This window comes from Noviherbaspirillum sp. (assembly GCF_035627455.1).
Classification (GTDB): domain Bacteria; phylum Pseudomonadota; class Gammaproteobacteria; order Burkholderiales; family Burkholderiaceae_D; genus Noviherbaspirillum.
The window spans coordinates 81,511-101,963 of sequence record NZ_DASPLS010000072.1; the positions used below are offsets into that span (position 1 = coordinate 81,511).

General features: G+C 64.6%; 20 protein-coding genes and 1 pseudogene. 9 read left to right on the forward strand and 12 right to left on the reverse strand.

Annotated features, from left to right (window positions below):
- Nucleotides 1-228 precede the first annotated feature (228 nt).
- Nucleotides 229-978: a DUF72 domain-containing protein gene (locus VEC01_RS14350; RefSeq protein WP_324901578.1), complete on the forward strand. Its 750-nt coding sequence runs from the start codon at nucleotides 229-231 to the stop codon at nucleotides 976-978.
- Here VEC01_RS14350 and VEC01_RS14355 read toward each other — a convergent pair.
- The 6 genes from VEC01_RS14355 to VEC01_RS14380 all read right to left on the reverse strand — a co-directional run bounded on the left by VEC01_RS14355 (nucleotide 923) and on the right by VEC01_RS14380 (nucleotide 6,377).
- Entirely contained in the window at nucleotides 923-2,422 is a 1,500-nt protein-coding gene (locus VEC01_RS14355; protein WP_324901579.1) for a bifunctional serine/threonine-protein kinase/universal stress protein, read from the reverse strand. The genes VEC01_RS14350 and VEC01_RS14355 overlap by 56 nt on opposite strands.
- A 9-nt stretch (nucleotides 2,423-2,431) precedes the next feature.
- A complete protein-coding gene (locus VEC01_RS14360; protein ID WP_324901580.1) occupies nucleotides 2,432-3,175 on the reverse strand; it encodes a metallophosphoesterase family protein in 744 nt (247 codons plus the stop codon).
- A gap of 93 nt (nucleotides 3,176-3,268) precedes the next feature.
- On the reverse strand, nucleotides 3,269-3,715 hold the full coding sequence (locus VEC01_RS14365; protein ID WP_324901581.1) for a cyclic nucleotide-binding domain-containing protein: 447 nt from the start codon (nucleotides 3,713-3,715) through the stop codon (nucleotides 3,269-3,271).
- Between the two features lie 53 nt (nucleotides 3,716-3,768).
- A complete protein-coding gene (queC, locus tag VEC01_RS14370; RefSeq protein WP_324901582.1) occupies nucleotides 3,769-4,476 on the reverse strand; it encodes a 7-cyano-7-deazaguanine synthase QueC in 708 nt (235 codons plus the stop codon).
- 90 nt (nucleotides 4,477-4,566) lie between these two features.
- Nucleotides 4,567-5,310, reverse strand: a complete 744-nt coding sequence (locus VEC01_RS14375) for a DUF3108 domain-containing protein (protein WP_324901583.1) — start codon at nucleotides 5,308-5,310, stop codon at nucleotides 4,567-4,569.
- The gene (locus tag VEC01_RS14380) at nucleotides 5,307-6,377 is read right to left on the reverse strand and encodes a DUF3108 domain-containing protein (RefSeq protein WP_324901584.1); all 1,071 of its coding nucleotides are present in this window, start codon (nucleotides 6,375-6,377) and stop codon (nucleotides 5,307-5,309) included. Before VEC01_RS14380 ends, VEC01_RS14375 begins: the two co-directional genes overlap by 4 nt.
- A gap of 217 nt (nucleotides 6,378-6,594) precedes the next feature.
- Between VEC01_RS14380 and VEC01_RS14385 the strand changes: the two genes are divergently transcribed.
- Complete coding sequence (locus tag VEC01_RS14385; protein WP_324901585.1) at nucleotides 6,595-7,323, forward strand: PhaM family polyhydroxyalkanoate granule multifunctional regulatory protein; 729 nt, start codon at nucleotides 6,595-6,597, stop codon at nucleotides 7,321-7,323.
- 23 nt (nucleotides 7,324-7,346) lie between these two features.
- Here VEC01_RS14385 and VEC01_RS14390 read toward each other — a convergent pair whose 3' ends face one another.
- The 3 genes and pseudogenes from VEC01_RS14390 to VEC01_RS14400 all read right to left on the reverse strand — a co-directional run bounded on the left by VEC01_RS14390 (nucleotide 7,347) and on the right by VEC01_RS14400 (nucleotide 11,226).
- Nucleotides 7,347-8,612 carry an MFS transporter gene (locus VEC01_RS14390; protein ID WP_324901586.1) on the reverse strand — a complete coding sequence of 422 codons (1,266 nt, stop codon included), beginning with the start codon at nucleotides 8,610-8,612 and terminating at the stop codon, nucleotides 7,347-7,349.
- Nucleotides 8,613-8,711: 99 nt separating this feature from the next.
- Complete coding sequence (locus tag VEC01_RS14395) at nucleotides 8,712-9,863, reverse strand: glycosyltransferase family 1 protein (protein ID WP_324901587.1); 1,152 nt, start codon at nucleotides 9,861-9,863, stop codon at nucleotides 8,712-8,714.
- Between the two features lie 182 nt (nucleotides 9,864-10,045).
- Nucleotides 10,046-11,226, reverse strand: a pseudogene (locus VEC01_RS14400) (MFS transporter).
- A gap of 148 nt (nucleotides 11,227-11,374) precedes the next feature.
- Between VEC01_RS14400 and VEC01_RS14405 the strand changes: the two are divergent.
- From VEC01_RS14405 to VEC01_RS14420, 4 genes are all read left to right on the forward strand, one after another.
- Entirely contained in the window at nucleotides 11,375-12,232 is an 858-nt protein-coding gene (locus VEC01_RS14405) for a ferritin-like domain-containing protein (RefSeq protein WP_324901600.1), read from the forward strand.
- A 62-nt stretch (nucleotides 12,233-12,294) separates the two neighbouring features.
- Nucleotides 12,295-12,771: a D-glycero-beta-D-manno-heptose 1-phosphate adenylyltransferase gene (gene rfaE2 / locus VEC01_RS14410; RefSeq protein ID WP_324901588.1), complete on the forward strand. Its 477-nt coding sequence runs from the start codon at nucleotides 12,295-12,297 to the stop codon at nucleotides 12,769-12,771.
- A gap of 5 nt (nucleotides 12,772-12,776) precedes the next feature.
- Nucleotides 12,777-13,784: an asparaginase gene (locus VEC01_RS14415; protein ID WP_324901589.1), complete on the forward strand. Its 1,008-nt coding sequence runs from the start codon at nucleotides 12,777-12,779 to the stop codon at nucleotides 13,782-13,784.
- 84 nt (nucleotides 13,785-13,868) lie between these two features.
- Entirely contained in the window at nucleotides 13,869-14,318 is a 450-nt protein-coding gene (locus tag VEC01_RS14420) for a DUF411 domain-containing protein (RefSeq protein WP_324901590.1), read from the forward strand.
- Here VEC01_RS14420 and VEC01_RS14425 read toward each other — a convergent pair whose 3' ends face one another.
- Genes VEC01_RS14425 through VEC01_RS14435 form a run of 3 tightly spaced genes read right to left on the reverse strand, consistent with a single transcriptional unit; the run spans nucleotide 14,319 to nucleotide 16,042 of the window.
- Complete coding sequence (locus tag VEC01_RS14425; protein ID WP_324901591.1) at nucleotides 14,319-14,795, reverse strand: copper chaperone PCu(A)C; 477 nt, start codon at nucleotides 14,793-14,795, stop codon at nucleotides 14,319-14,321.
- 29 nt (nucleotides 14,796-14,824) lie between these two features.
- The gene (trmL, locus tag VEC01_RS14430; RefSeq protein WP_324901592.1) at nucleotides 14,825-15,295 is read right to left on the reverse strand and encodes a tRNA (uridine(34)/cytosine(34)/5-carboxymethylaminomethyluridine(34)-2'-O)-methyltransferase TrmL; all 471 of its coding nucleotides are present in this window, start codon (nucleotides 15,293-15,295) and stop codon (nucleotides 14,825-14,827) included.
- A gap of 18 nt (nucleotides 15,296-15,313) precedes the next feature.
- Complete coding sequence (locus VEC01_RS14435) at nucleotides 15,314-16,042, reverse strand: ComF family protein (RefSeq protein WP_324901593.1); 729 nt, start codon at nucleotides 16,040-16,042, stop codon at nucleotides 15,314-15,316.
- Between the two features lie 66 nt (nucleotides 16,043-16,108).
- Between VEC01_RS14435 and VEC01_RS14440 the strand changes: the two genes are divergently transcribed.
- The 3 genes from VEC01_RS14440 to ctaD form a co-directional block, all read left to right on the forward strand.
- The gene (locus VEC01_RS14440) at nucleotides 16,109-17,056 is read left to right on the forward strand and encodes a methyltransferase domain-containing protein (RefSeq protein WP_324901594.1); all 948 of its coding nucleotides are present in this window, start codon (nucleotides 16,109-16,111) and stop codon (nucleotides 17,054-17,056) included.
- Nucleotides 17,057-17,774: 718 nt separating this feature from the next.
- Complete coding sequence (coxB, locus tag VEC01_RS14445) at nucleotides 17,775-18,932, forward strand: cytochrome c oxidase subunit II (RefSeq protein WP_324901595.1); 1,158 nt, start codon at nucleotides 17,775-17,777, stop codon at nucleotides 18,930-18,932.
- A gap of 18 nt (nucleotides 18,933-18,950) precedes the next feature.
- The coding region (gene ctaD, locus VEC01_RS14450) for a cytochrome c oxidase subunit I (RefSeq protein ID WP_324901596.1) at nucleotides 18,951-20,453 on the forward strand (1,503 nt) is incomplete at its 3' end.

The following is a 20,453-nucleotide window of genomic DNA, read 5'->3' on the forward strand; positions in this document are numbered from 1 at the left end:
TATGCAAGCAAGGTTGACCGGAGCCGCGCCGCACTGTCGGCATGCTTCGCGCAAAGTGTTTCGTGCTGCCTTCTTCTTCGTCGCGGGCACGGTGCATGGTTTGCGTATTCTGCCCCTGGCAGCGGCACGGATCAATTCGCACTGCACAATGTCTAACCGACAAACGAGAGCTTGCTGCGGCCTCGGCGTCCGGCGGCAAGGGGTCTGGATACTTCTGGTGGAAAAAACGTGAATACCGGTACCTTCAAGGCGTACGTTGGTTGTGCCGGCTGGAGTCTGTCCAGCGCCGTGCACGACGACTTTCCGGCGACGGGGACGCACCTGGCGCGCTATGCATCGGTTTTTCCGGCGGTGGAAATCAACACCTCCTTCTACCGTCCGCATCGCGCCGCCACCTACGAGCGTTGGCGCGACAGCGTGCCGCCTGACTTTCGCTTTTCGGCAAAGGTGCCCAAGGCGATCACTCACGAAGCGCGGCTGCGCGGCGTGCACGAGGCGTTGGAAAAATTCATCGGGGAAGTGTCCCATCTCGAGCCGAAGCTGGGCTGCCTGCTGGTGCAGCTGCCGCCGAGCCTGCAGTACGATGCCGCCACCGCTCTGCCGTTCTTCCGGCACCTGCGCGCGCTCACTTCCGTGCACCCGGTGTGCGAGGCGCGGCATGCGACGTGGTTTGCGCCGGCCGTGGCGAACGCGCTCGCCGCGCTCGACGTTTCCTGCGTTCTTGCCGATCCGCCTGTCGCGCCGCTGCCGGAAACGGCAGCCAAGGTCCTGTATATCCGCCTGCACGGAGCGCCCGTCGTCTACCACTCGGCATACGCGGAGGACTTCCTGGACGGCCTCGCGGAAAGGATCAAACGCGAAGCCTGCGGCGGGCGCCAGGTGTGGTGCGTGTTCGACAATACCGCCAGCGGCGCCGCGGTGCCTAATGCGTTGTCGCTTCTTGCTCGTCTGCGGCTTGCCGAAGCGGTGCCGGCGTGACCGGCTGCTTGCCGGCGCCGTTGATGCTGCTGCCGGTGCTCTTGACCACGGTGACGGTGCAGTCCGCGGCGGCGACCACCTGCGACGACACGCTGCCGAGGTAGCGCCGGAACGCGGAACTGCCGCGCGAGCCGATCACGATGTGGTCGACCGCATTGCCGTTCGCATATTCCACGATGGCGGCGGCCGGATCCGGCGCTTCAAGCACGTGGAAGGTAATCTTTTCCGGCGGAATAGACAGCGGCCTCGCCCAGTGCTTCAGGCCGACCAGGTGCTTGACGTGGATGTTGCGGCCAGCCTTGTCGACGTATTCGTCCATGCCGAGCCGGTTGGTCTTCTGCACAGTGACGCAAGCCAGGCGGGCGCCCGGCTCGGTCTGCAGCACTCGCCGCGCGGCCACCCGCAATGCTTCCGCCAGCGCCTCCGACCCGTGCGCGAGGTCGATCGCCACCATGATGATCGGCGCGCGTGCGAGCTGGGTCGACGCGGATTGCTGCGGCACCGGCTCCATGCCGGCGGCCCGGAACCAGCGCCGCGTCACTGTCCAGAAGCCGTCGCGCACGCGCTTGCGCGCCCGCGCGGTGAGCTGGACCTGTTCCGGGTGCTGCAGCTCGAATGCCAGCTGGGCAGCGGTGTCGTGCCGCTTGTTGGGGTTGACTTCCAGGCAGCGCAGGATGATTTCCTGCAACCATTCCGGAATCTTGGGATTCAATGCGCGCGGCGGCACCGGGTCGCGGTAGAGGCGGCGGCGCAGGCCGGATACCGAGGTCGGGAAGCCGTACGGGCGTTCCCCGGTCGCAAGGTGGTACATCAGCACGCCGAGCGCGAACAGGTCGCTGCGCGGATCGTTGCGGATGTGCAGCACCTGCTCCGGCGAGATATACGGTCCGGTCCCCATCGGCAGCCGGAATTCCTCGGCCAGCAGGTCCGGCAGCTTGTCATGGCGCGCCAGGCCATAGTCGATCAGGATGGCCTCGCCGGTTTCGCGGAACATGATGTTGCTCGGCTTGAGGTCGAGATGAATCACATTCTGCCGGTGCAGGTCGTGCAGCGCGGTCGCCACGCGGACGGCGGTGGCGACCACTTCCTCGATCGGCAGCGGCGCCGCATCGAAGCGCGCCCGCAGCGACTTGCCGGCGATCTCTTCCATCACGATGTAGGGCTGGCCGGTGAAATCGCCGGAGGCAACGAAATGCGGCACATGGATGCCGGTCAGCTTGGGCATGATCATCTGCTCGACTTCGAAGCCGACGATCGCCGCCGGATCGTTGTGGTCGCCGACGATGGGGATTTTCATCATCAGCGGCGGACTGCCCTCGCTACCCTCGCTGCTGCCGCCGGCGTCGATGCGCCGCACGCGCCACAGCAGCGCCATGCCCCCCTTGTGCAGCTTCTCTTCCAGCCGGAAGCTGTCGATCACCATGCCCGGTTCGAGACGTTCCATAAGTCGCGCTCAGCGTCCGTGTTCGAGGCGGTTGCCTATGCTTTGCGGCAAGCCTGCGGCGCGGATCTTCGCCGCGGTGGTTTCGTGGTCGTAGGGTACGCGGAAATACACCAGTTCGTTGGTCGCATCGTCGAACAAGGCGTAGCATGCGGCCGGATTGCCGTCGCGCGGCTGGCCGACCGATCCCGGCAAGACCAGCCAGCGGCGCTGCGTGCCAAGCGGAATGCTGCTGTCGCCGGTCGGCACGAAGGAAGAGACCTTGCCGGTCGGCGAGAGGTTGTATAGCGCCGGCTCGTGCACATGGCCGACGAAGGTGATGCGGCAGCGCGTCGCGTGCATGCTCTTGACCGCTTCCAGCGTGCCGTTGATGTATTCCCAGCTTTTCGGCTCGGCCGCCGTCGCATGCACGAACAGCAGGTTGTTGAACTCCTGCGTCAGCGGCAGCCGGTCGAGGAAGCGGAGCTGGCTTTCATTGAGCTGCGCCCGCGTCCATTCGATCACTTCGCGCGCGGCCGGATTCATGTTCCTGTTCGGCGCCTGGGTGGCGGCAACGTCATGGTTGCCTTGCACCGCGAACGCGCCCTGGTCGACATATTCCATCACGGTATCGACCACCCAGGCCGGATCGGCGCCGTAGCCGACGAAGTCGCCGAGGAAGGCATAGCGCTGCGCATTGCGCTCCTTCGCATGGGCGAGACAGGAGGTCAGCGCTTCGCGGTTGGCATGGATGTCGGTCAGTATGGCGATCAGCATGGCTTATGCCTCAGGATGTAAATGGGGTTTTGTTATGTTGAGACATTCCATCCTACTCCCCGATTCTTTGAGTTTGCTTACAGCCACGGCCTTTCAGCCCAGCGTCAGCAGGTCGTTCGCATGCCGCAGCCGCTGGGACAGCAGCCGGGCAATGTTGCGGAACAGCTTGGAAGCAATGTCCGGCAGCTTTGTGATCTGCGCCCCGTCCAGGCGCAGCAGGCGGCAATGGGTGATCGCCCTGACCGAAGCGGATCGGCTGCGGCATTCGATGAGGGACATTTCGCCGAAACACTCGCCCGGTCCCAGTTCCTTGATCAGTTTGTTCACCCCCAGCGAGCGCTTGTAGATCGCCGCCTTGCCGGCCAGGATGATGAACAGGTGGATATCCTGCTCGCCCTCGCGGATCGGGTATTTGCCGGCACGGCATTCGATCAGTTCCGCTTCCGTCAGCAGGCGGACGAGCTCCGCCGCCTCCAGCCCGCGGAACAGGTCGAGGCGGAGCAGCAGCTGACAGGTTTCGGGCTCGCAGTGGACGGACATGGCTTGCTCGCGGGTTGTTTTGCGGCAAGCGTAGAGCGGATTGGCGCCATTGTCTATGTCGTATGGTCGAGGAACTGCCGGTAACCGCGGGCGCGCAGTTCGCAGGCCGGGCAGCTGCCGCAGCCATAGCCCCAGTCGTGCAGCGCGCCGCGTTCGCCGAGGTAGCAGGTATGGGTGTCCGAGCGGATCAGGTCGACCAGCGGGTCGCCGCCAAGGGCGCGCGCCAGCCGCCAGGTGGCGGCCTTGTCGATCCACATCAGCGGCGTTTCCAGCTTGAAGCGGGTGGCCATGCCGAGGTTGAGCGCGACCTGCAGCGCCTTCATCGTGTCGTCACGGCAGTCGGGATAGCCGGAGAAATCGGTTTCGCACATGCCGCCGACCAGCACATCCAGGCCCCGGCGGTAGGCCACGGTTGCCGCCACCATCATGAACAGCAGGTTGCGCCCGGGGACGAAGGTATTCGGCAAGCCATTGGCCTGCATCGCGATTTCGACGTCCGCGGTGAGCGCGGTGTCCGAAATCTTCCCGAGCAGGCCGAGGTCGATCATGTGGTCCTCGCCCAGCCGCGCCGCCCATTCCGGCGTCAGCCTCCGCATCTTTTGCAGCAATGCCGGGCGTACCTCGAGCTCGATCGCATGCCGCTGTCCGTAGTCGAAGCCGATGGTTTCCACCTTCGCGTAGCGGGCGAGCGCCCAGGCAAGGCAGGTGGTCGAATCCTGTCCGCCGCTGAACAGGACAAGTGCGCCGTTGGGGAGAGTCATGGTCGTAAACAATTGCGTTGGGTGGGGGGCGGTGGGCGGCAGCGCCGCACTGACCGAAAGCCCACGCATTGTACCGCCGCCGCGACTGGTTTACGGCGCGGTCCTGCTCACGTTCTGCAAGGTCTGCTCGATGTAGTCGCCGTTGTCGTCGGAAAAGCGCAGCCGTGCCGGATACCATTCGAGCGCCGGCGCAAGCCAGATGTCGACATGCTGGTCGGTCGAATCCGGCTGCGGCACGCGGGTGACATGCAGCGTGTTCAGCTCGCCCAGCGGGGTACGGATCTTTTCCTGCTTGACCACGCGGAAGGTCCACGGGTCGGCGTCGCGCAGGCCGGCCACGAAGAAATTCCACGAGACCCCCGGCTTGACCCTGGAAGCCATGCCGCGCGCGACCGCCACCAGTTCCCAGATCACGCTGTTGCGGTCCTGCTCGCCGCCCTTCAGCGGATAGGTCTGCCCGGACGCGCTGAAACGGATCGTCCCGGATGCGCGATCGAAGGAGGTGGTCGTCTGCTCCCGGCGAAACCGCTTTTCCACGAAGCTGGCCGGCGCCAGGCCCCAGGCATCGATCTCGCCTTCGCTGCGCGCTTCGAGGATCTTTCCGACGAGCGCAGCGCGCGCCTGGTTGGTCACGCTGAACTTGCCGCCCTTCATCGACCAGCGCATCACCGCATCGCCCTCGACCGGAAAGCCTTTCTGTTTCGCCTTGATGGCATAGGACAGCTCCGCCGACGGCGGGAAGCTGGTCTTGTATTTCGGCGCGGCGCCGGCTGTCCCGGCCGTCAGGGCGGCGGCGAGGATGGCTGCGGCGAAGCGCGGCGTGAAATGCTTCATTCTGTTCCTGCGGCGGCAACGCCCGGGGCGTTGCGGTTCATTTGGGAAAGCAGCATATCGAGATAATCCCCGTTGGCATAGGTGAAGCGCACCCGGGCCGGATACCAGTCATGCTGCGGCGTCAGCCAGAAATCGATCGTCTGGTCATGGGAATCCGACTTCGGCGCGCGCCGCAAGTGCCAGGCCGTCAATTTGCCGAGCGGCGTATCGATCTCTTCCTCTCCGACAACTTTCACGCGCCAGGTATCCGCGTTGCGCGCGCCTGCGACCACGATCTCGAAGCTGGTGCCCGGCGTCAACTGTGCGGGATCGCCGCGGCCGATGCCTGCCAGCTGCCACATGATGCTTGCGCGGTCCTGCTCGCCGCCCTTGTACGGGAACACCGCTTCCGACGCGGAGAAGGTGATCTTGCCCTGCTCGCGCTGGAAATGGGTGTTCGTCGTCGACTTGTTGCGCGGTTTTTCGGTGTAAAGCTGTGGCGCGATGCCAAACGGCGCGATCGCGCCTTCACTGCGGAAATTCAGTACGGTGAGCTTGAACAGGATGGTCACGTACGCTTCGCCCGAGATGCTATAGCTGCCGCCGTCCGCGTTCCAGCGAAACAGGCCGTTGCCATACCATTGCTTGCCTTCGCGCAGCGCCTGCACCTCGTAGGAGAGCTCGGCCGAGGGCGGCGGGCTGAACTTCAGGTCGCCGGGCGTCGCTTCGGCTGGCGGCGGCTCGGTGAACTGCGGCTCGGGATCGGCTTCGGCGAAGGTGACGGGCGGCATCGCGGTCTCCTCCGGCGTCGCGGGCATGTCCAGAGCGCCAGCCGCCTGCACGGCGGTTGGCGCTGTCTCGGGCGGTGCGCGCCGCGGCTTCGGCTTCGGCCTGGGTTTCGGCTTTGGCGCCGCCGCAACCCGTTTCTCGGGCTGCGCCGCAACGGGCGGTGCGGGCAGCGGCGCGGGCGGCCGCAGCTGGGCCGTCACCACCTCAGGCTGCTCGTCCCGCGGCGCGGGCGCGGTGATATGCCCGTTGGCCCAGTTGTAGAGCAACAAATGCCACAGCAGCGATGCGCCCAGCAACACGGCCAGCCGCACAGGCCGGCGGGGCCGAAGCGGCAATGGCGGGGCGTGGCGGGAAGTGCTGGGCATGGCGCTAGTGTATCAACCTCTCCCTTGGTCATTGAGATGCAAGACAAAGTTTAAGACCGGCAATAGGCACGAGAATGATCAAAACTGAACCTTTATCATTCTGCTCACTCACCTAATCTGTTACGCTCCCAGTTTTCAACGGAGGCCTGCGATGATGAAGCCGAATTTGCCGAATATGCCGAGCATCCCTGGCATCGGCGCGATGACGGATACCCTCGATTTCGTGAAGAACCTTTGGGGCAGCATGGGGCTGCCCGGAATGAACATGCCGGGAATGACCGGCATGAATGTGCCCGGCATCCCGGGCATGGTCATGCCGACCCTGTCGGTCGACGAGGTCAACAAGCAGATCTCCGACCTGAAGGCGGTGGAGACCTGGCTCAACCTGAACATGGGAATGCTGCGCAGCACAATCCAGGCACTGGAAGTGCAGGCGGCGACCATCGCGACGCTGCAGACCATGGGCGAACAGTTTACGGCGACGATGAGCTCGATGACGCAGGACACCAGTCGGGCGGCGGCGTCGCCCGCCAATGGAACGTCCACGGGCAATGGCGCTTCGCAGGGCAGCAATGGCGCCGACAGTCACGGTGCCACCCGCGCCCATGCGCCGGCGCCGGAACCGACCAGCAAGGATGAGCAGGATGCCGCGAGCCTGACGGCGCCGCTGGTCAACGCGGCGGCCTGGTGGAACATGCTGCAAGACCAGTTCAAGCAGGCGGTCAGCGGCGCAATGACGGAACCGCCGGCGGCGCCGGCCGCAAAGCCGAAGGCCAAGCCGGCGGCAAAGTCGGCGTCAAAGCCGGCGGCAAAGTCGAAAACCTCATCGTCTTCTTCCGCATCGTCGTCCGCGCGCAAGCGCAAGAGCGGCAGCAAGTAGCCGCATGCCGGGCAAACGGCGCGTCAGGCGCGCCGCCTGCCCGGTTCCTGGTCCTGTTGCGGCGGCGACGCCTGCCACATCTTCAGGCGTCCGGCCATCCACACGCTGGCCAGTCCGCATCCGACCGCAAGCCACCCCACGATGCCGTAATGCTCGACCTGGCCGAGCGGATTGCGGCTGATGATCAGTCCGGCGGCCAGCGATGCCAGTCCCGATGACATCATCTGCACCGACGCGCCAAGGCTCATGAAAGTGCCGCGCACCCGCGGCGCCGCAGCCGCGCTCACCATCGCCATGCCGGGAATCATGCGTCCCGACACCAGCACGAAGAAAATCGTCGAGTTCGCCAGCACCGCCCACCAGGGCACCGGCACCAGGTGTGTCGTCACCAGCAGCGGCACGAAGGATGCCAGCGCGACCCAGCGGAAGACGCGCAGCTTGCCGTGCCGGTCCGCCAGCTTGCCGATCGCGCGGGCGCTGAAAAAGGTGGCTGCGCCGCCTGCCAGGTACACCACCGTGATGAAGCTTTCCGAGATCCCGACGTTGGCGGTGTAGTACAGCGCGATGTACGGGATTACCGAGAAGCTGGTCATCATCAGCAGCGACACGAAGAAATACGCGCGCAGGTGATCCGGTTCGCGCGCGACCGCCAACAGCTGGCTGAACACGTTGCCGGCGTGGCCCGCATGCAGGTGCGCGGTCAGCGACGGCAGGCGCCGCCAGCCGACGAACAGGAAGACGCCGGAAAGCAGCACGATGAAGAAAAACGGCGCGCGCCAGCCGAGCGCCGGAATGTGTTCCGCGAAGAACAGGCCGAGCGGCACGCCGGCCACCGTCGACAGGGAAAACGCCGCCATCACCGTGCCCATTGCCTGCCCGCGGCGCTCGAACGGCACCACGTCGGCCACCATCGTCTGCACCATCGCGCCGAGGATGCCGCCGAAGGCTCCGGCCAGCGCCCGCGCCACCAGCAGCGCCGCATAGTTCGGCGCCAGGCCGCAGAATAGCGTGGCGAGGATGAACAGCGCATATAGCGACAGCATCATCGCGCGCCGGTCGAAGCGGTCGATCCAGGCGGCGGCAAGCAGGCCGGAAGCCGCGGCGGTAAATGTATAGGAAGACAGCAGCAGGCCGAACTCATGGGTGTCGATGTGCAGCGTGCGGATCAGTTGTGGTCCGAGCGGCATCATGATCATGAAATCCAGGATGTGCGTGAACTGGATGCCGGCCAGCACGAGGAGCAGCGAACGCTCCTGCTTCGGCGCGGAAATTTGCGGAGCGTGATTCAAGAATGAAGCCTGCGAAGTCGGGTTGCAAAGCCGATAGCTTAGCAGTGTGCGGAAATGTTTTCCTGACGCGTCCGGTTGCCGCCCCGGCGCCGGCCGGAATTACTGCAGCGTCTCGAGAAAGGCATCGATGCGTTCGAAGTGCTGCCCCCAGGTCGGCAGCGCCAGGGCGCGGCTGCGTTCGATCTGCGCGACGCGACGCGGGAAAGCCGCGTCACTGTACGCTTCGATGCGCTCGGCCCAGCCGGTGCCGTCGAGCGGATCGAGGTAATCCGGGACGTCGCCCGCGATTTCGCGGAACACCGGCAGGTCGCTGGCGATGACGGGCGTGCCAAGCTGCAGCGCCTCCGTCAGCGGCATGCCGTCACCTTCTGCAAATGACGGAAAGAGCAGCGCCCGCGCGTGACGCAGATAGGTCGACAGGTCGCGCTCGGAACAGTGCGGCAGTTCGGTGACGACCGAGCGCAGCGATGCGCAGCGGTCGAGCAGGTCCGCAACGTTCTCGCATTCCCGGCCGCGCCGGCCGATGACGAGCAGGCGCGGTGTGCGGCGCCCCATGCGCTGCTGCAGCCTGCGCCACGCCTGGAGCAGCAGCCAGTGGTTCTTGCGCGCCTCGATCGTGCCCAGCACCACGAAGTAGGGCTTGGCGAGCGGCGGGCGGGAGGCGGGCGCCGGCAGCAGCGCCGGCGCCGGCAGCACCGCCGCCGGCGGCATTGCCGCGCCGGTCTTGCTGGCGAAACCGGCAAGTTCGTCGAGCGTCGCCTGCGATTGGGTGATCATGCCGGCCGCACCGGCAAGCATGCCGTTCAGGCGCGCCACATGCTTGTCGCGTTCGCCCGGGCGGCAGTATTCCGGATGGGTGACTGGAATCAGGTCAGGCACGAAGAACATCTGCTTCACGCCGAGCCGGTCGAGGTCGTTCGGATGGCAGCGCTGTTCCGGGCCAGCATGGCCGGTGTTGAACAGGAACGCGCCTTCCAGCCCGCACCGCTGGCGCGCGCACAGCACTTCCTTGCCCACCGTCAGTACGGCCGCGGCGCGAGAGCCGCTTGCCGGATTGAGCAGCTGCGCATAAAGCAAACGCGAGGCTTGCCGCGGCAGCACGACGCTGCGCCCGCGCAGGCGGATGACCGCGTTCGCACGCGGCGCATAGTGCCTCACATATTCCCGGCTGATCCGGTCGGCCATGGCTGGCGGGCGGCCAGTGATGAAGCGGCGCAGCAGGCGCGTGACGTCGATCAGAATTTCTTGCATGGCGGTCAAAGAGAGAAACGTGACAACACTCTCCGGGCGTGGCGGGATGCACGACGAAGATGATGAGTTCGAGAGGTTTCTTATACTCAACACTCGCGGTGTTGGACGCCCAAAATACGCTTTTGTTCTGCAAGGAAAGCTTTTCCAGACGAGAAAAATGTTGCCGCGCGATGTTTGGCAGCCTACTTGCGCCGCAGAATCAGCAATCCGAGCGCGAGCGCGGCAAACAGGGCGTCGGCATGGAAGGTCGTCGCGGCAACGAAACGATCCCACAGTACGCCCGCGAAGACGCTTGCCAGCAGCATCGCGACGACGCTAGAGATTGAAAAGCCCGAAGGCCGTGCCGCGCAATTGCGCCAGCGCCGTATCGGCGACCATTGCCGAGAGCAGGCCGTGCGTTGCTGCCATGTGCAGTCCCCAGCACACCAGGCCGGCGCCGACCCACGGCAGTTGAGTGCTATGCGCCAGCAGCAGGTCGGCAAGCAGCAGCGGTGCGATACCCGCCATCAGCAGGCGGCGGTGCGGCAGCGTATCCGCGAGCCTGCCGAGAGGATAGGCGCCTGCCGAATACACCACGTTCATCAGCACCAGCACCAGCGGCGCCAGCGCCAGCGGCAGGCCGCCCTGGTGCGCCCGCAGCACGAGGAAGGCTTCCGAGAATCGCGCCAGCGTCAGCGCCGCGCCCGCCAGCACCACCCGCCAGGAAGCCGCGGGCAGCAGGCGCAGCGCCTTGCGCGAAATGGGAAAGGGGGCCGCCGGCGCGGGCCTGGGCCGCTCCGGTTCGCGCACGCCGACGATCAGCAGCACCGCGAGCATGCCGGGAATTGCCGCCACCCAGAATACGGCGCGGAAATCGTTTGCCCACAGGAGCATCAGGCCCATCGCGAGCAGCGGGCCGAGGAAGGCGCCTGCCGTATCGAGCGACTGGCGCAAGCCGAACGCGGCGCCGCGCATCGAGGGGCGGTGACGTCGGCGATCAGCGCGTCGCGCGGGGGCCGCAGATGCCCTTGCCGATCCGGTCCAGGAAGCGCGCACCGAGCACCCAGCCGGCGCCCGCTGCCAGCGCGAACAACGGTTTGGTCGCCGCGCCGAGGCCGTAACCGAGCACCGCGAGCCATTTGCGCTTGCCGATCCAGTCGCTGATTACTCCCGAAAAGACCTTCGTGATCTGTGCCGTCGCTTCCGCCACGCCTTCGACTATCCCCACCGTCATGGCACTTGTTCCGAGGACAACGGTCATAAATAGTGGCAGAAGGCTATGGACCATCTCTGACGAAATGTCCATCAATAGACTGACAAAGCCGAGTGCCCGGACGGTGGATGGAATGCGCGCCGGCGCAACGGGGTAGACCTTGTTATCCATATCTTTGCTGTAGGGCGTGCGTGCGCGGCGCGCATTGCTGAACTGTGGCGAAGCCGCCGTCCGGGTCGGCTGCGGAAATTCTGCCGGTTCACGGGGATCGCTGTTTTCCTGCTAAAATCAACAACTTATTACATATCGAAGGTGCGTGATGCTGTACCCAGAACTATTCAAATCGTTGGAACAAGTCCGCTGGAACATGGAAAAGGATATTCCTTGGGACAAGTTCGATGCGTCCAAGCTGTCAGACGAACAAGCACAAACCATACGGATGAACGCCATCACCGAATGGTCAGCGCTTCCCGCCACTGAAATGTTTTTGCGTGACAATCGCGGCGACAGCGACTTTTCCGCCTTCATGTCGGTCTGGTTCTTTGAAGAGCAGAAGCATTCGCTGGTTCTGATGGAATACCTGCGCCGCTTCCGCCCGGAACTGGTGCCGACCGAAGCGGAATTGCATAATGTGCGCTTCGAGTTCGACCCGGCGCCGCCGCTCGAAACCCTGATGTTGCATTTCTGCGGTGAAATCCGCCTCAACCACTGGTACCGCTGCGCATCCGAGTGGCACACCGAACCGGTGATCAAGCACATCTACCGCGTGATCAGCCAGGACGAGGCGCGCCACGGTGGCGCCTACCTGCGCTACATGAAGAAGGCGCTGTCCGAGGTCGGCGACAGCGCTCGCGCCGCGTTCGCCAAGATCGGCGTGCTGATGGCATCGGCACGCCGTACCGACAAGCCGCTGCATCCCACCAATCTGCATGTGAACCAGGCACTGTTCCCGAATGATACCGTGCAGAGCCGGCTGCCCGATCCGAACTGGCTGGAGCGCTGGCTCGACGGCCAGATCAACTTCGACGGCGAATGGGAAAAGAAGGTGGTCGACCGCATCCTGCACAACATGTCGCTGCTGTTCGAGCGCACCTTCGAATCGGTGCAGGACCTGAACCGCTACCGCAAGGAAATCACGGCGCGGCTGGGACAGGCCAATCCGCAGCCTGCCTCCTGAACGCCGGTCTGGGTTAAAGTACGAGCCGCAAGCATTCCGCTTGCGGCTTTTTCATTTTCAGCATGCCGACTTTCGAGAAAAAAATCTGCGCGCGCGCCGAGCTCCGGCAGCGGACCGCCCAACTGCCCGGGCCGGTGGTGCTCACCAACGGCGTCTTCGACATCCTGCACCGCGGCCACGTGACCTACCTCGCGCAGGCGCGCGAACTCGGTGCCTCGCTGGTGGTCGCAGTCAATACCGACGCCTCGGTCAGGCGGCTGGGCAAGGGCGAGGACCGGCCGATCAACACCTGCGAGGACCGCATGGCGATACTCGCCGCGCTGGAAGCGGTGAGCATGGTGGTGCCGTTTGACGAAGACACCGCGCTTGAAGTGGTGCAGGAAGCGCGTCCGGACATCTATGTGAAAGGCGGCGACTACGACATGGCCGCGATCCCGGAGGGAAAAGCAGTGCTTGCCTATGGCGGGCGCGCGCTTGCCATCGATTTCGAACACGACCGCTCGACCACCAAGCTGCTGTCGAAGGTCCGCAGGAGCTGACCGACATGAACCTTGCCCCCCTTGCCGAAGTCACCCGCGGCGCACAGGTCGAATCGATCCATTACGGCGCGGTCGCGGTCGTCGACCGGCGCGGCGAACTGCTGTACAGCGCGGGCGATCCGCACTTCCTGACCTTTACCCGCTCGACCATCAAGCCGTTCCAGGCGCTGCCTTTCCTGCGCGCCGGCGGTCCTGGCCGTTTCGGCTACGGCAGCAGGGAAATGGCGCTGCTGTGCGCCAGCCACTCGGGCGAGGCGATGCATGTCGATACGGTGCAAGGGATGCTGCGCAAGGCGGGCTGCGATGAGCACCATCTGCGCTGCGGCTGCCATGTGCCGATCCTTTACGCGACGCAGGGCAGCACCCCGCCGCCGGGCGAAACGTTTACCCAGCTGCACAACAACTGCAGCGGCAAGCATGCCGGCTTCCTCGCGCATTGCGTGCAGCAGGGGCTGCCGCTCGATACCTACATCGATCCGTCGCATCAGCTGCAGCAGGCGATCCGCGAAGACCTGGGGCGCGTGGCCGGTATCGCGCAGGATGGGATGGCGATGGGCATCGACGGCTGTTCGGCGCCCAACTACGCGTTGCCGCTGTCGCGCCTGGCCTATACCTATGCGCGGCTGGCGCAGGGCGACGCCGACCCGGACCACGGGAGCCTGATGGGCGACCTGTTCCGCGCAATGACCGCGCATCCGGAACTGGTATCCGGCACCGGCCGCGTCGATCTCGCGCTGATGCAGGCGGCGCCGGGGGACTGGGTGGCAAAGGGCGGTGCGGAAGGCGTGCAGGTGCTCGGGATCCGCTCCGCCGGACTCGGCATCGCGATCAAGGTCGCGGATGGACATGCGCGCGGCCTGGCGGCGGCGACCGTGTCGGTCCTGGAACAGCTTGGGCTGCTTGCGGCGGCGGACACCACGCCGCTCGATTCCTGGCGCAGCACCGAACAGCGCAACCTGCGCGGCCTGCACACCGGGGAGGTCCGCGCCGCCGTCACGCTCGCGAGAACTTGATCTGGCGCCGCTGCGCGGCGGCCGCCATTGTGCTACCGTGAGTCCTCATTCACGCATCACGCTTTATGCAGTTGGAAAAACATCATGCAAAGACGTTCATTCCTGCAGGGGACGCTCGCCGCGCTCCTGCTTCCCGCGTTTTCCGCCCGTGCCGCCCAGCCGGTCATCGAGGTGTACAAGACGCCGACCTGCGGTTGCTGCCATCTCTGGGTTGACCATTTGCGCGCGAACGGTTTCACGGTGACCGCCCGCGACGTTTCCGACACCTCTCCCTATCGCCGCAAGTTCGGCGTGCCCGAGGAGCTCGGCTCCTGCCACACCGGCGTCGTCGGCGGCTACGCGATCGAAGGTCATGTCCCAGCCCAGGACATCAAGCGGCTGCTGGCGGAAAAGCCGAAGGCGAAAGGCCTGGCGGTGCCGGGAATGCCGATGGGCTCGCCCGGCATGGAGCAGGGATCGCGCAAGGATCCCTACGATGTGATGCTGATCCAGGCCGACGGCCGGCACAAGGTGTACCGGCACGTCGGCGCATGATCAGTGACCGTGATGCATGCCGCCATGGCCGGCGGCTGCGTCGCGCACGGTGACCTTCACGTCCGTCTTGCCGGCTTTCTCGAAGACCAGCGTCACCGGGAAGGACTCGCCCGCCTTGAGCGGCTGCTTCAGGCCCATCAGCATCAGGTGGTAGCCGTCACCCGGCTTCATCTCGATGCGCTCGCCGGCCTTGATCTCGACGCGGCCGACTTCGCGCATCTTCATCACGTTGCCCTCCATCGACATGGTATGGATCTCGACGCTCTTGGCCACCGGCGAACTGGCGCCGACCAGCGCATCGTTCGCCTTGCCCTTGTTCTCGATCGTGACATAAGCGCCGCCCGCCGGCTGTTTCGGCGCGGTGGCGCGCGCGAAAGAATTATGTATCCGCAAGTCGTTCAGCCGGGTTTCCTCGGCATGGGCAGGGATGCTGAAAGCGGCGGCAATGGCGAAGGTGGCAAGAGAGCGCAAAATCATGATGTGGGTCCGTGAAGTCAATGGAAAAATTAGCTGCCGCCCGCAAAACCGTTCTGCCGCCATGCTTCGTAGACGACCACGGCAACGGTATTGGAGAGGTTCAGGCTGCGGTTGTCGGGCCGCATCGGCAGGCGGATGCGTTGCGACGGAGGAAATGATTCCCGCAGCGCGGCAGCCAGGCCGCGCGTTTCGGAACCGAATACGAAGACGTCGCCCGGCTTGAACGCCATGTGGGCAAAGGGTGCCGAGCCGTGCGTGGTCAGCGCGAACATGCGCGCCGGATCGGGGCCCTCGCTGGCGACGAAAGCATTCCAGTCGCGGTGCACTTTCATCGTCGCGTAGTCATGGTAGTCCAGCCCGGCGCGGCGCATCTTTGCGTCGTCCAGCGGAAAGCCGAGCGGCTCCACGAGGTGCAGCTGCGCGCCGGTGTTGGCGCACAGCCGGATGACGTTGCCGGTGTTCGGCGGAATCTCTGGTTCAACCAGGACGACGTGAAACAAGAAGGGCTCCTTCAGTCATTATTGCAGGGTGCGCGCGAACACGAAATTCGTGACACTGGCGGCGCCGAAGCGCTTGAGCGTGGCCGCCAGTTCGTTGAGCGTCTCGCCCGTCGTCATCACGTCATCGACCACGCCCACATGTCGGCCGCGCACCAGCGCCATTGCCTTTGCCGGCACCATGAATGCGCCGCGCACGTTCCTGCGCCGCTGGTCGGGGTGCAGCAGCGACTGCGCCTGCGTGTCGCGCTGCCGCACCACCAGTTCGCGTTCGAGCGGCACGCCAAGCGAGCGCGACAGTGGCTTGGCGATCTCGAGCGCCTGGTTGAATCCGCGTTCGGCCAGGCGTTGCGGCCCGAGCGGTACCGCGGTCAGCACCGCCGGCGCATGCCCGCACCGGGCCGGCGCATCGAGCAGGCGCGCGAGCAGCGGCGCCAGTTCCAGCCGCGTGCCGAACTTCAGCGCCAGCACCAGCTGGTCGGCCGGCGGCGTGTAGTCGGTTGCAACGATTGTCGCATCGAATGCCGGCGGCTGCTTCAGGCAACCGCCGCAGGTCTGTCCATCGTCCGCCGCCTGCAACGGTATCGCGCAGCACCTGCAGCGCGTCCTGGGCGCGGAAAAGTACTGCGAGCGGCATTCGTCGCACAAGGTCCCGCGTTGCGCGCTGCCGCACAATGCGCAGGACGAGGGCAGCAGGGCCGCAACGCCGGACAGCATCCGGTACGGCCAGCGACGCAGGCGGGAAAACATGGAGCGGGCAAACCTTCAAGCGTGTAAACTGCTGCCATTATCGCATTGCCTCGAGAAGATTTCCTCGTGTCCTCCCCGTCATCGCCGCCCGACTCCCGCCCCAGCGCACCAATCGACCTGCACCGCGTGCGGCGGCTGTTCGACGCGCCTGGCCGTATCGCCGACTCGGATTTCCTGCGCCGCGAGATCGCTGCGCGCATGCATGAACGGCTCGGCCTGGTGAAGGCGCAGCCGCAACGCGTGCTCGACCTCGGCTGCGGCGACGGCGCCGATCTTGCCATGCTGCAGGAACATTATCCGCAAGCCCAGGTGCTGGGCCTGGACGCCTCGCTGCCGCTGCTGTCGGCGGCGCAGCGCAAGCAATCGGAGGCGACCTCGTCGCTCAACCGCATGCTCAGGAAGCTGCTGCCGGCAAGGGGAGGCGCCAGGCTGGGCGCCGGGCCGGGGCTGGTGTGCGGCGACTTCGCGCAACTGCCGATGCAGGCTGCCAGCGCCGATCTGGTCTGGTCGAACCTCGCACTGCACTGGCATCCGCTGCCGGATCGCATATTTGCGGAGTGGCGCCGCGTGCTGCGGGTGGATGGCCTGCTGATGTTTTCCTGTTTTGGCCCGGACACTTTCCGGGAGATCCGGGCGGCCTTCGCCGCCGTCGACGGCGCCGCCCATGCGCTGTCCTTCGTCGATATGCACGACCTTGGCGACATGCTCGTCAATACCGGTTTTTCCACGCCGGTGATGGACATGGAAACCCTCACGGTCACTTACGATTCCGTCCACAAACTGCTGGCCGACGTGCGGGCATGGGGCGGCAATCCCTTGCTTACCCGGCGCCGCGGGCTCGTCGGCCGGCGCGACTGGAAGGCGGTGGAAGACGCGCTTGCGGCGGGCAGGCGAGCCGACGGCCGCCTCGCCCTCACCTTCGAAATCGTTTACGGGCACGCGTTCCGCCCCGAGCCAACCAGGACCGCCAGCGGCGAAAGCATTATTCGCCTCGACCTGAACAAGAAACGTTAGCGTGTGCTTGCTTCCGCATCCGGATGACAGACAAAAGCTGGTCCCGGACTGGCCGGTCACGCCTGAAATCTTGTCAAAACCATAGCCCGCGACGGCGCCATGCGCCTTCCCGGCGCGCGCCCACTCGCGAGCAAGCGGGTTTTGTAGGACTATATCCCTCTTGATAACCATCCGTTATCCGACTTATACTGCCGGGGTTTTGCGCAGTGGCAGTGCCGATTCGACGGTGCGGAACGGGGTGTGATGCCGTGACGCGAATCGCTGTGGACGCGTAACTGTACCCTCTGTCCGTACCGGATGGAGGCCGGCCTCTCCCGCAATTTGCGCTACATCATTACTTGTCGCCACGATTCTTGCGGCTCCCGGCGCATGCGTCATCCATGGCTGTCCGATACTAAAGACTCCGTCTGTCAGGATTGCATTTTTGTTGTATGCTCGGCATGCAACCAAAAGGAACATATCGCGCCTATGGCTGACTGCCCGCTTGTCGATGTCATGCAGGTCGAGCAGGTGCGGCAGTGAGGGCTGGACCGGAACGGGCGGTGCCGCCGCGGCCGGGCAGCAACGGTCTGGAACTGTCTGCAGGGGGCGAGTGGTGCCGGGGTTGAGGCAGGCCGGTTCTTGACAGAATGGAAAAGACGCAAGCTCGCGCAGGGGTGGAAAGCGCACTGGCGTTAGAACGATAACCAGAATTCCAATTTTGGCTTTTGAGGAAACTATGAAACTTGCGAAGCGTCTTCAATCCCTGATGCTCGGTGCATCGCTCCTGGCGGCCGGCATGCCGTCATGGGCTGTCAACGACAGTCAGGGCGGCCCGGCTGTGCGTCAGCTGAATTTCCATACGCCGGTCACCAAGATTGCGGAAGAAGTCTACTCGCTGCACAACCTGATGCTGGTCATCTGCCTGGTGATCTTCATCGCCGTGTTCGGCGTGATGTTCTATTCCATCATCAAGCATCGCAAGTCGGTCGGCCACAAGCCGGCCACCTTCCACGAAAGCACCGCGGTGGAGATTGCGTGGACCGTGGTCCCGTTCCTGATCATCATCTTCATGGCGCTGCCCGCTACCCGGACTGTGGTCGCGATGAAGGATACCTCCAACGCCGACATCACCATCAAGGCTACCGGCATGCAGTGGAAGTGGGGCTACGATTACCTGAAGGGCGAAGGCGAAGGCATTTCCTTCCTGTCCGCACTGTCCACCCCGCGCGAGCAGATCATCGACGTGAGCAAGGCGAAGAGCGACAACTACCTGCTCGAGGTCGACAACCCGGTCGTGGTGCCGGTCAACAAGAAGATCCGGGTGGTCACCACCGCTACCGACGTCATTCATGCCTGGGGCATCCCGGCGTTCGCGATCAAGCAGGATGCGATCCCCGGCTTTGTGCGCGACACCTGGTTCCGGGCCGAAAAGGTCGGTACTTACCGCGGCAACTGCTACGAGTTGTGCGGCAAGGAGCATGCGTTCATGCCGATCGTGGTCAATGTCGTGACCGAAGATGAATACAAGAAATGGGTCGACACCAAGAAAAAGGAAATGGCTGCCCTGGCTGACGACCCGACCAAGAGCTGGACCGTCGACGAACTGAAGCAGCGAGGCGAAAAAGTCTATTCCGCCAATTGCGTGGCGTGTCACCAGGCAAACGGCAAGGGCGTGCCCGGCGCGTTCCCGGCGCTGGATGGCTCGCCGGCCGTCAACGGCCCGCGCGCGGAGCAGATCAACGTGGTGTTGAACGGACGCCGCGGGATGCCGGCATTCAAGCAGTTGTCGGATACTGAAATTGCGGCGGTGATCACCTATACCCGCAACAACTGGTCCAACAAGGCCAAGGAAAACATTGTTCAACCGGCGGAAGTGCTGGCTGCGCGCAAGTAATCGAATTAGGAGAATGACATGAGCACTACCGTAGTCGATCACGCCCACGATCACTCTCACGACCACGCGCACGACCATCCGCACGGCTGGCGGCGCTGGTTGTACGCAACCAATCACAAGGATATCGGTACCCTGTACCTCTGGTTCTCGTTCATCATGCTGCTGACCGGCGGCGTGCTGGCGCTGCTGATCCGCGCCGAGCTGTTCCAGCCCGGCCTGCAGCTGGTGCAGCCGGAATTCTTCAACCAGCTGACCACGATGCATGGCCTGATCATGGTGTTCGGCGCGATCATGCCGGCCTTCGTCGGTTTCGCGAACTGGATGATCCCGCTGCAGATCGGCGCCTCCGACATGGCCTTCGCGCGGATGAACAACTTCTCGTTCTGGCTGCTGCCGCCGGCGGCGATCCTGCTGGTCGCCTCCTTCCTGGTGCCCGGTGGCGCCACCGCGGCCGGCTGGACCCTGTATGCGCCGCTGTCGACCCAGATGGGCATCGGCATGGACATGGGCATCTTCGCGATGCACATCATGGGCGCCTCCTCGATCATGGGTTCCATCAACATCATCACCACCATCCTCAACATGCGCGCGCCCGGCATGACGCTGATGAAGATGCCGATGTTCTGCTGGACCTGGCTGATCACCGCCTATCTGCTGATCGCCGTGATGCCGGTGCTCGCCGGTGCGATCACCATGACCCTGACCGACCGCCACTTCGGCACCTCGTTCTTCAACGCTGCCGGCGGCGGCGACCCGGTGATGTATCAGCACATCTTCTGGTTCTTTGGTCACCCCGAGGTGTACATCATGATTCTGCCGGCCTTCGGCATCGTGTCGCAGGTCATCCCGGCCTTCGCACGCAAGCCGCTGTTCGGCTACAGCTCCATGGTGTACGCGACCGCCTCCATCGCGATCCTGTCGTTCATCGTCTGGGCGCACCACATGTTCACCGTCGGCATGCCGGCGGCGGGCGTGCTGTTCTTCATGTACGCGACGATCCTGATCGCGGTGCCGACCGGCGTGAAGGTGTTCAACTGGGTGGCGACGATGTGGAAGGGCTCGATGACCTTCGAGACCCCGATGCTGTTCTCCGTCGGCTTCCTGTTCGTGTTCTCGCTCGGCGGCTTCACCGGCCTGATCCTCGCGATCGCGCCGATCGACATCCAGTTCCAGGACACGTACTACGTCGTGGCGCACTTCCACTACGTGCTGGTCGCCGGTTCCCTGTTTGCGATGTTCGCAGGCGTCTACTTCTGGATTCCGAAGTGGACGGGCGTGATGTACAACGAAACGCTCGGCAAGTGGCACTTCTGGCTTTCGCTGATCTTCTTCAATATCACCTTCTTCCCGATGCACTTCCTCGGGATGGCTGGTATGCCGCGCCGCATCCCCGATTACGCGCCGCAATTCGCCGACTACAACATGCTCGCTTCGATCGGCGCCTTCGGTTTCGGCCTGTCGCAGCTGCTGTTCCTCTACGTCGTGCTGCAATGCGCGAAGGGCAAGGGCGCGAAAGCCCCT

Coding starts and splice junctions, on each gene's coding strand:
- VEC01_RS14375 (WP_324901583.1), bottom strand. CDS start 5,310: ATGAAGCATTTCACGCCGCGCTTCGCCGCAGCCATCCTCGCCGCCGCC.
- VEC01_RS14385 (WP_324901585.1), top strand. CDS start 6,595: ATGATGAAGCCGAATTTGCCGAATATGCCGAGCATCCCTGGCATCGGC.
- VEC01_RS14360 (WP_324901580.1), bottom strand. CDS start 3,175: ATGCTGATCGCCATACTGACCGACATCCATGCCAACCGCGAAGCGCTG.
- VEC01_RS14405 (WP_324901600.1), top strand. CDS start 11,375: ATGCTGTACCCAGAACTATTCAAATCGTTGGAACAAGTCCGCTGGAAC.
- VEC01_RS14395 (WP_324901587.1), bottom strand. CDS start 9,863: ATGCAAGAAATTCTGATCGACGTCACGCGCCTGCTGCGCCGCTTCATC.
- VEC01_RS14355 (WP_324901579.1), bottom strand. CDS start 2,422: ATGGAACGTCTCGAACCGGGCATGGTGATCGACAGCTTCCGGCTGGAA.
- VEC01_RS14415 (WP_324901589.1), top strand. CDS start 12,777: ATGAACCTTGCCCCCCTTGCCGAAGTCACCCGCGGCGCACAGGTCGAA.
- VEC01_RS14435 (WP_324901593.1), bottom strand. CDS start 16,042: ATGTTTTCCCGCCTGCGTCGCTGGCCGTACCGGATGCTGTCCGGCGTT.
- rfaE2 (WP_324901588.1), top strand. CDS start 12,295: ATGCCGACTTTCGAGAAAAAAATCTGCGCGCGCGCCGAGCTCCGGCAG.
- coxB (WP_324901595.1), top strand. CDS start 17,775: ATGAAACTTGCGAAGCGTCTTCAATCCCTGATGCTCGGTGCATCGCTC.
- VEC01_RS14365 (WP_324901581.1), bottom strand. CDS start 3,715: ATGTCCGTCCACTGCGAGCCCGAAACCTGTCAGCTGCTGCTCCGCCTC.
- VEC01_RS14425 (WP_324901591.1), bottom strand. CDS start 14,795: ATGATTTTGCGCTCTCTTGCCACCTTCGCCATTGCCGCCGCTTTCAGC.
- VEC01_RS14420 (WP_324901590.1), top strand. CDS start 13,869: ATGCAAAGACGTTCATTCCTGCAGGGGACGCTCGCCGCGCTCCTGCTT.
- queC (WP_324901582.1), bottom strand. CDS start 4,476: ATGACTCTCCCCAACGGCGCACTTGTCCTGTTCAGCGGCGGACAGGAT.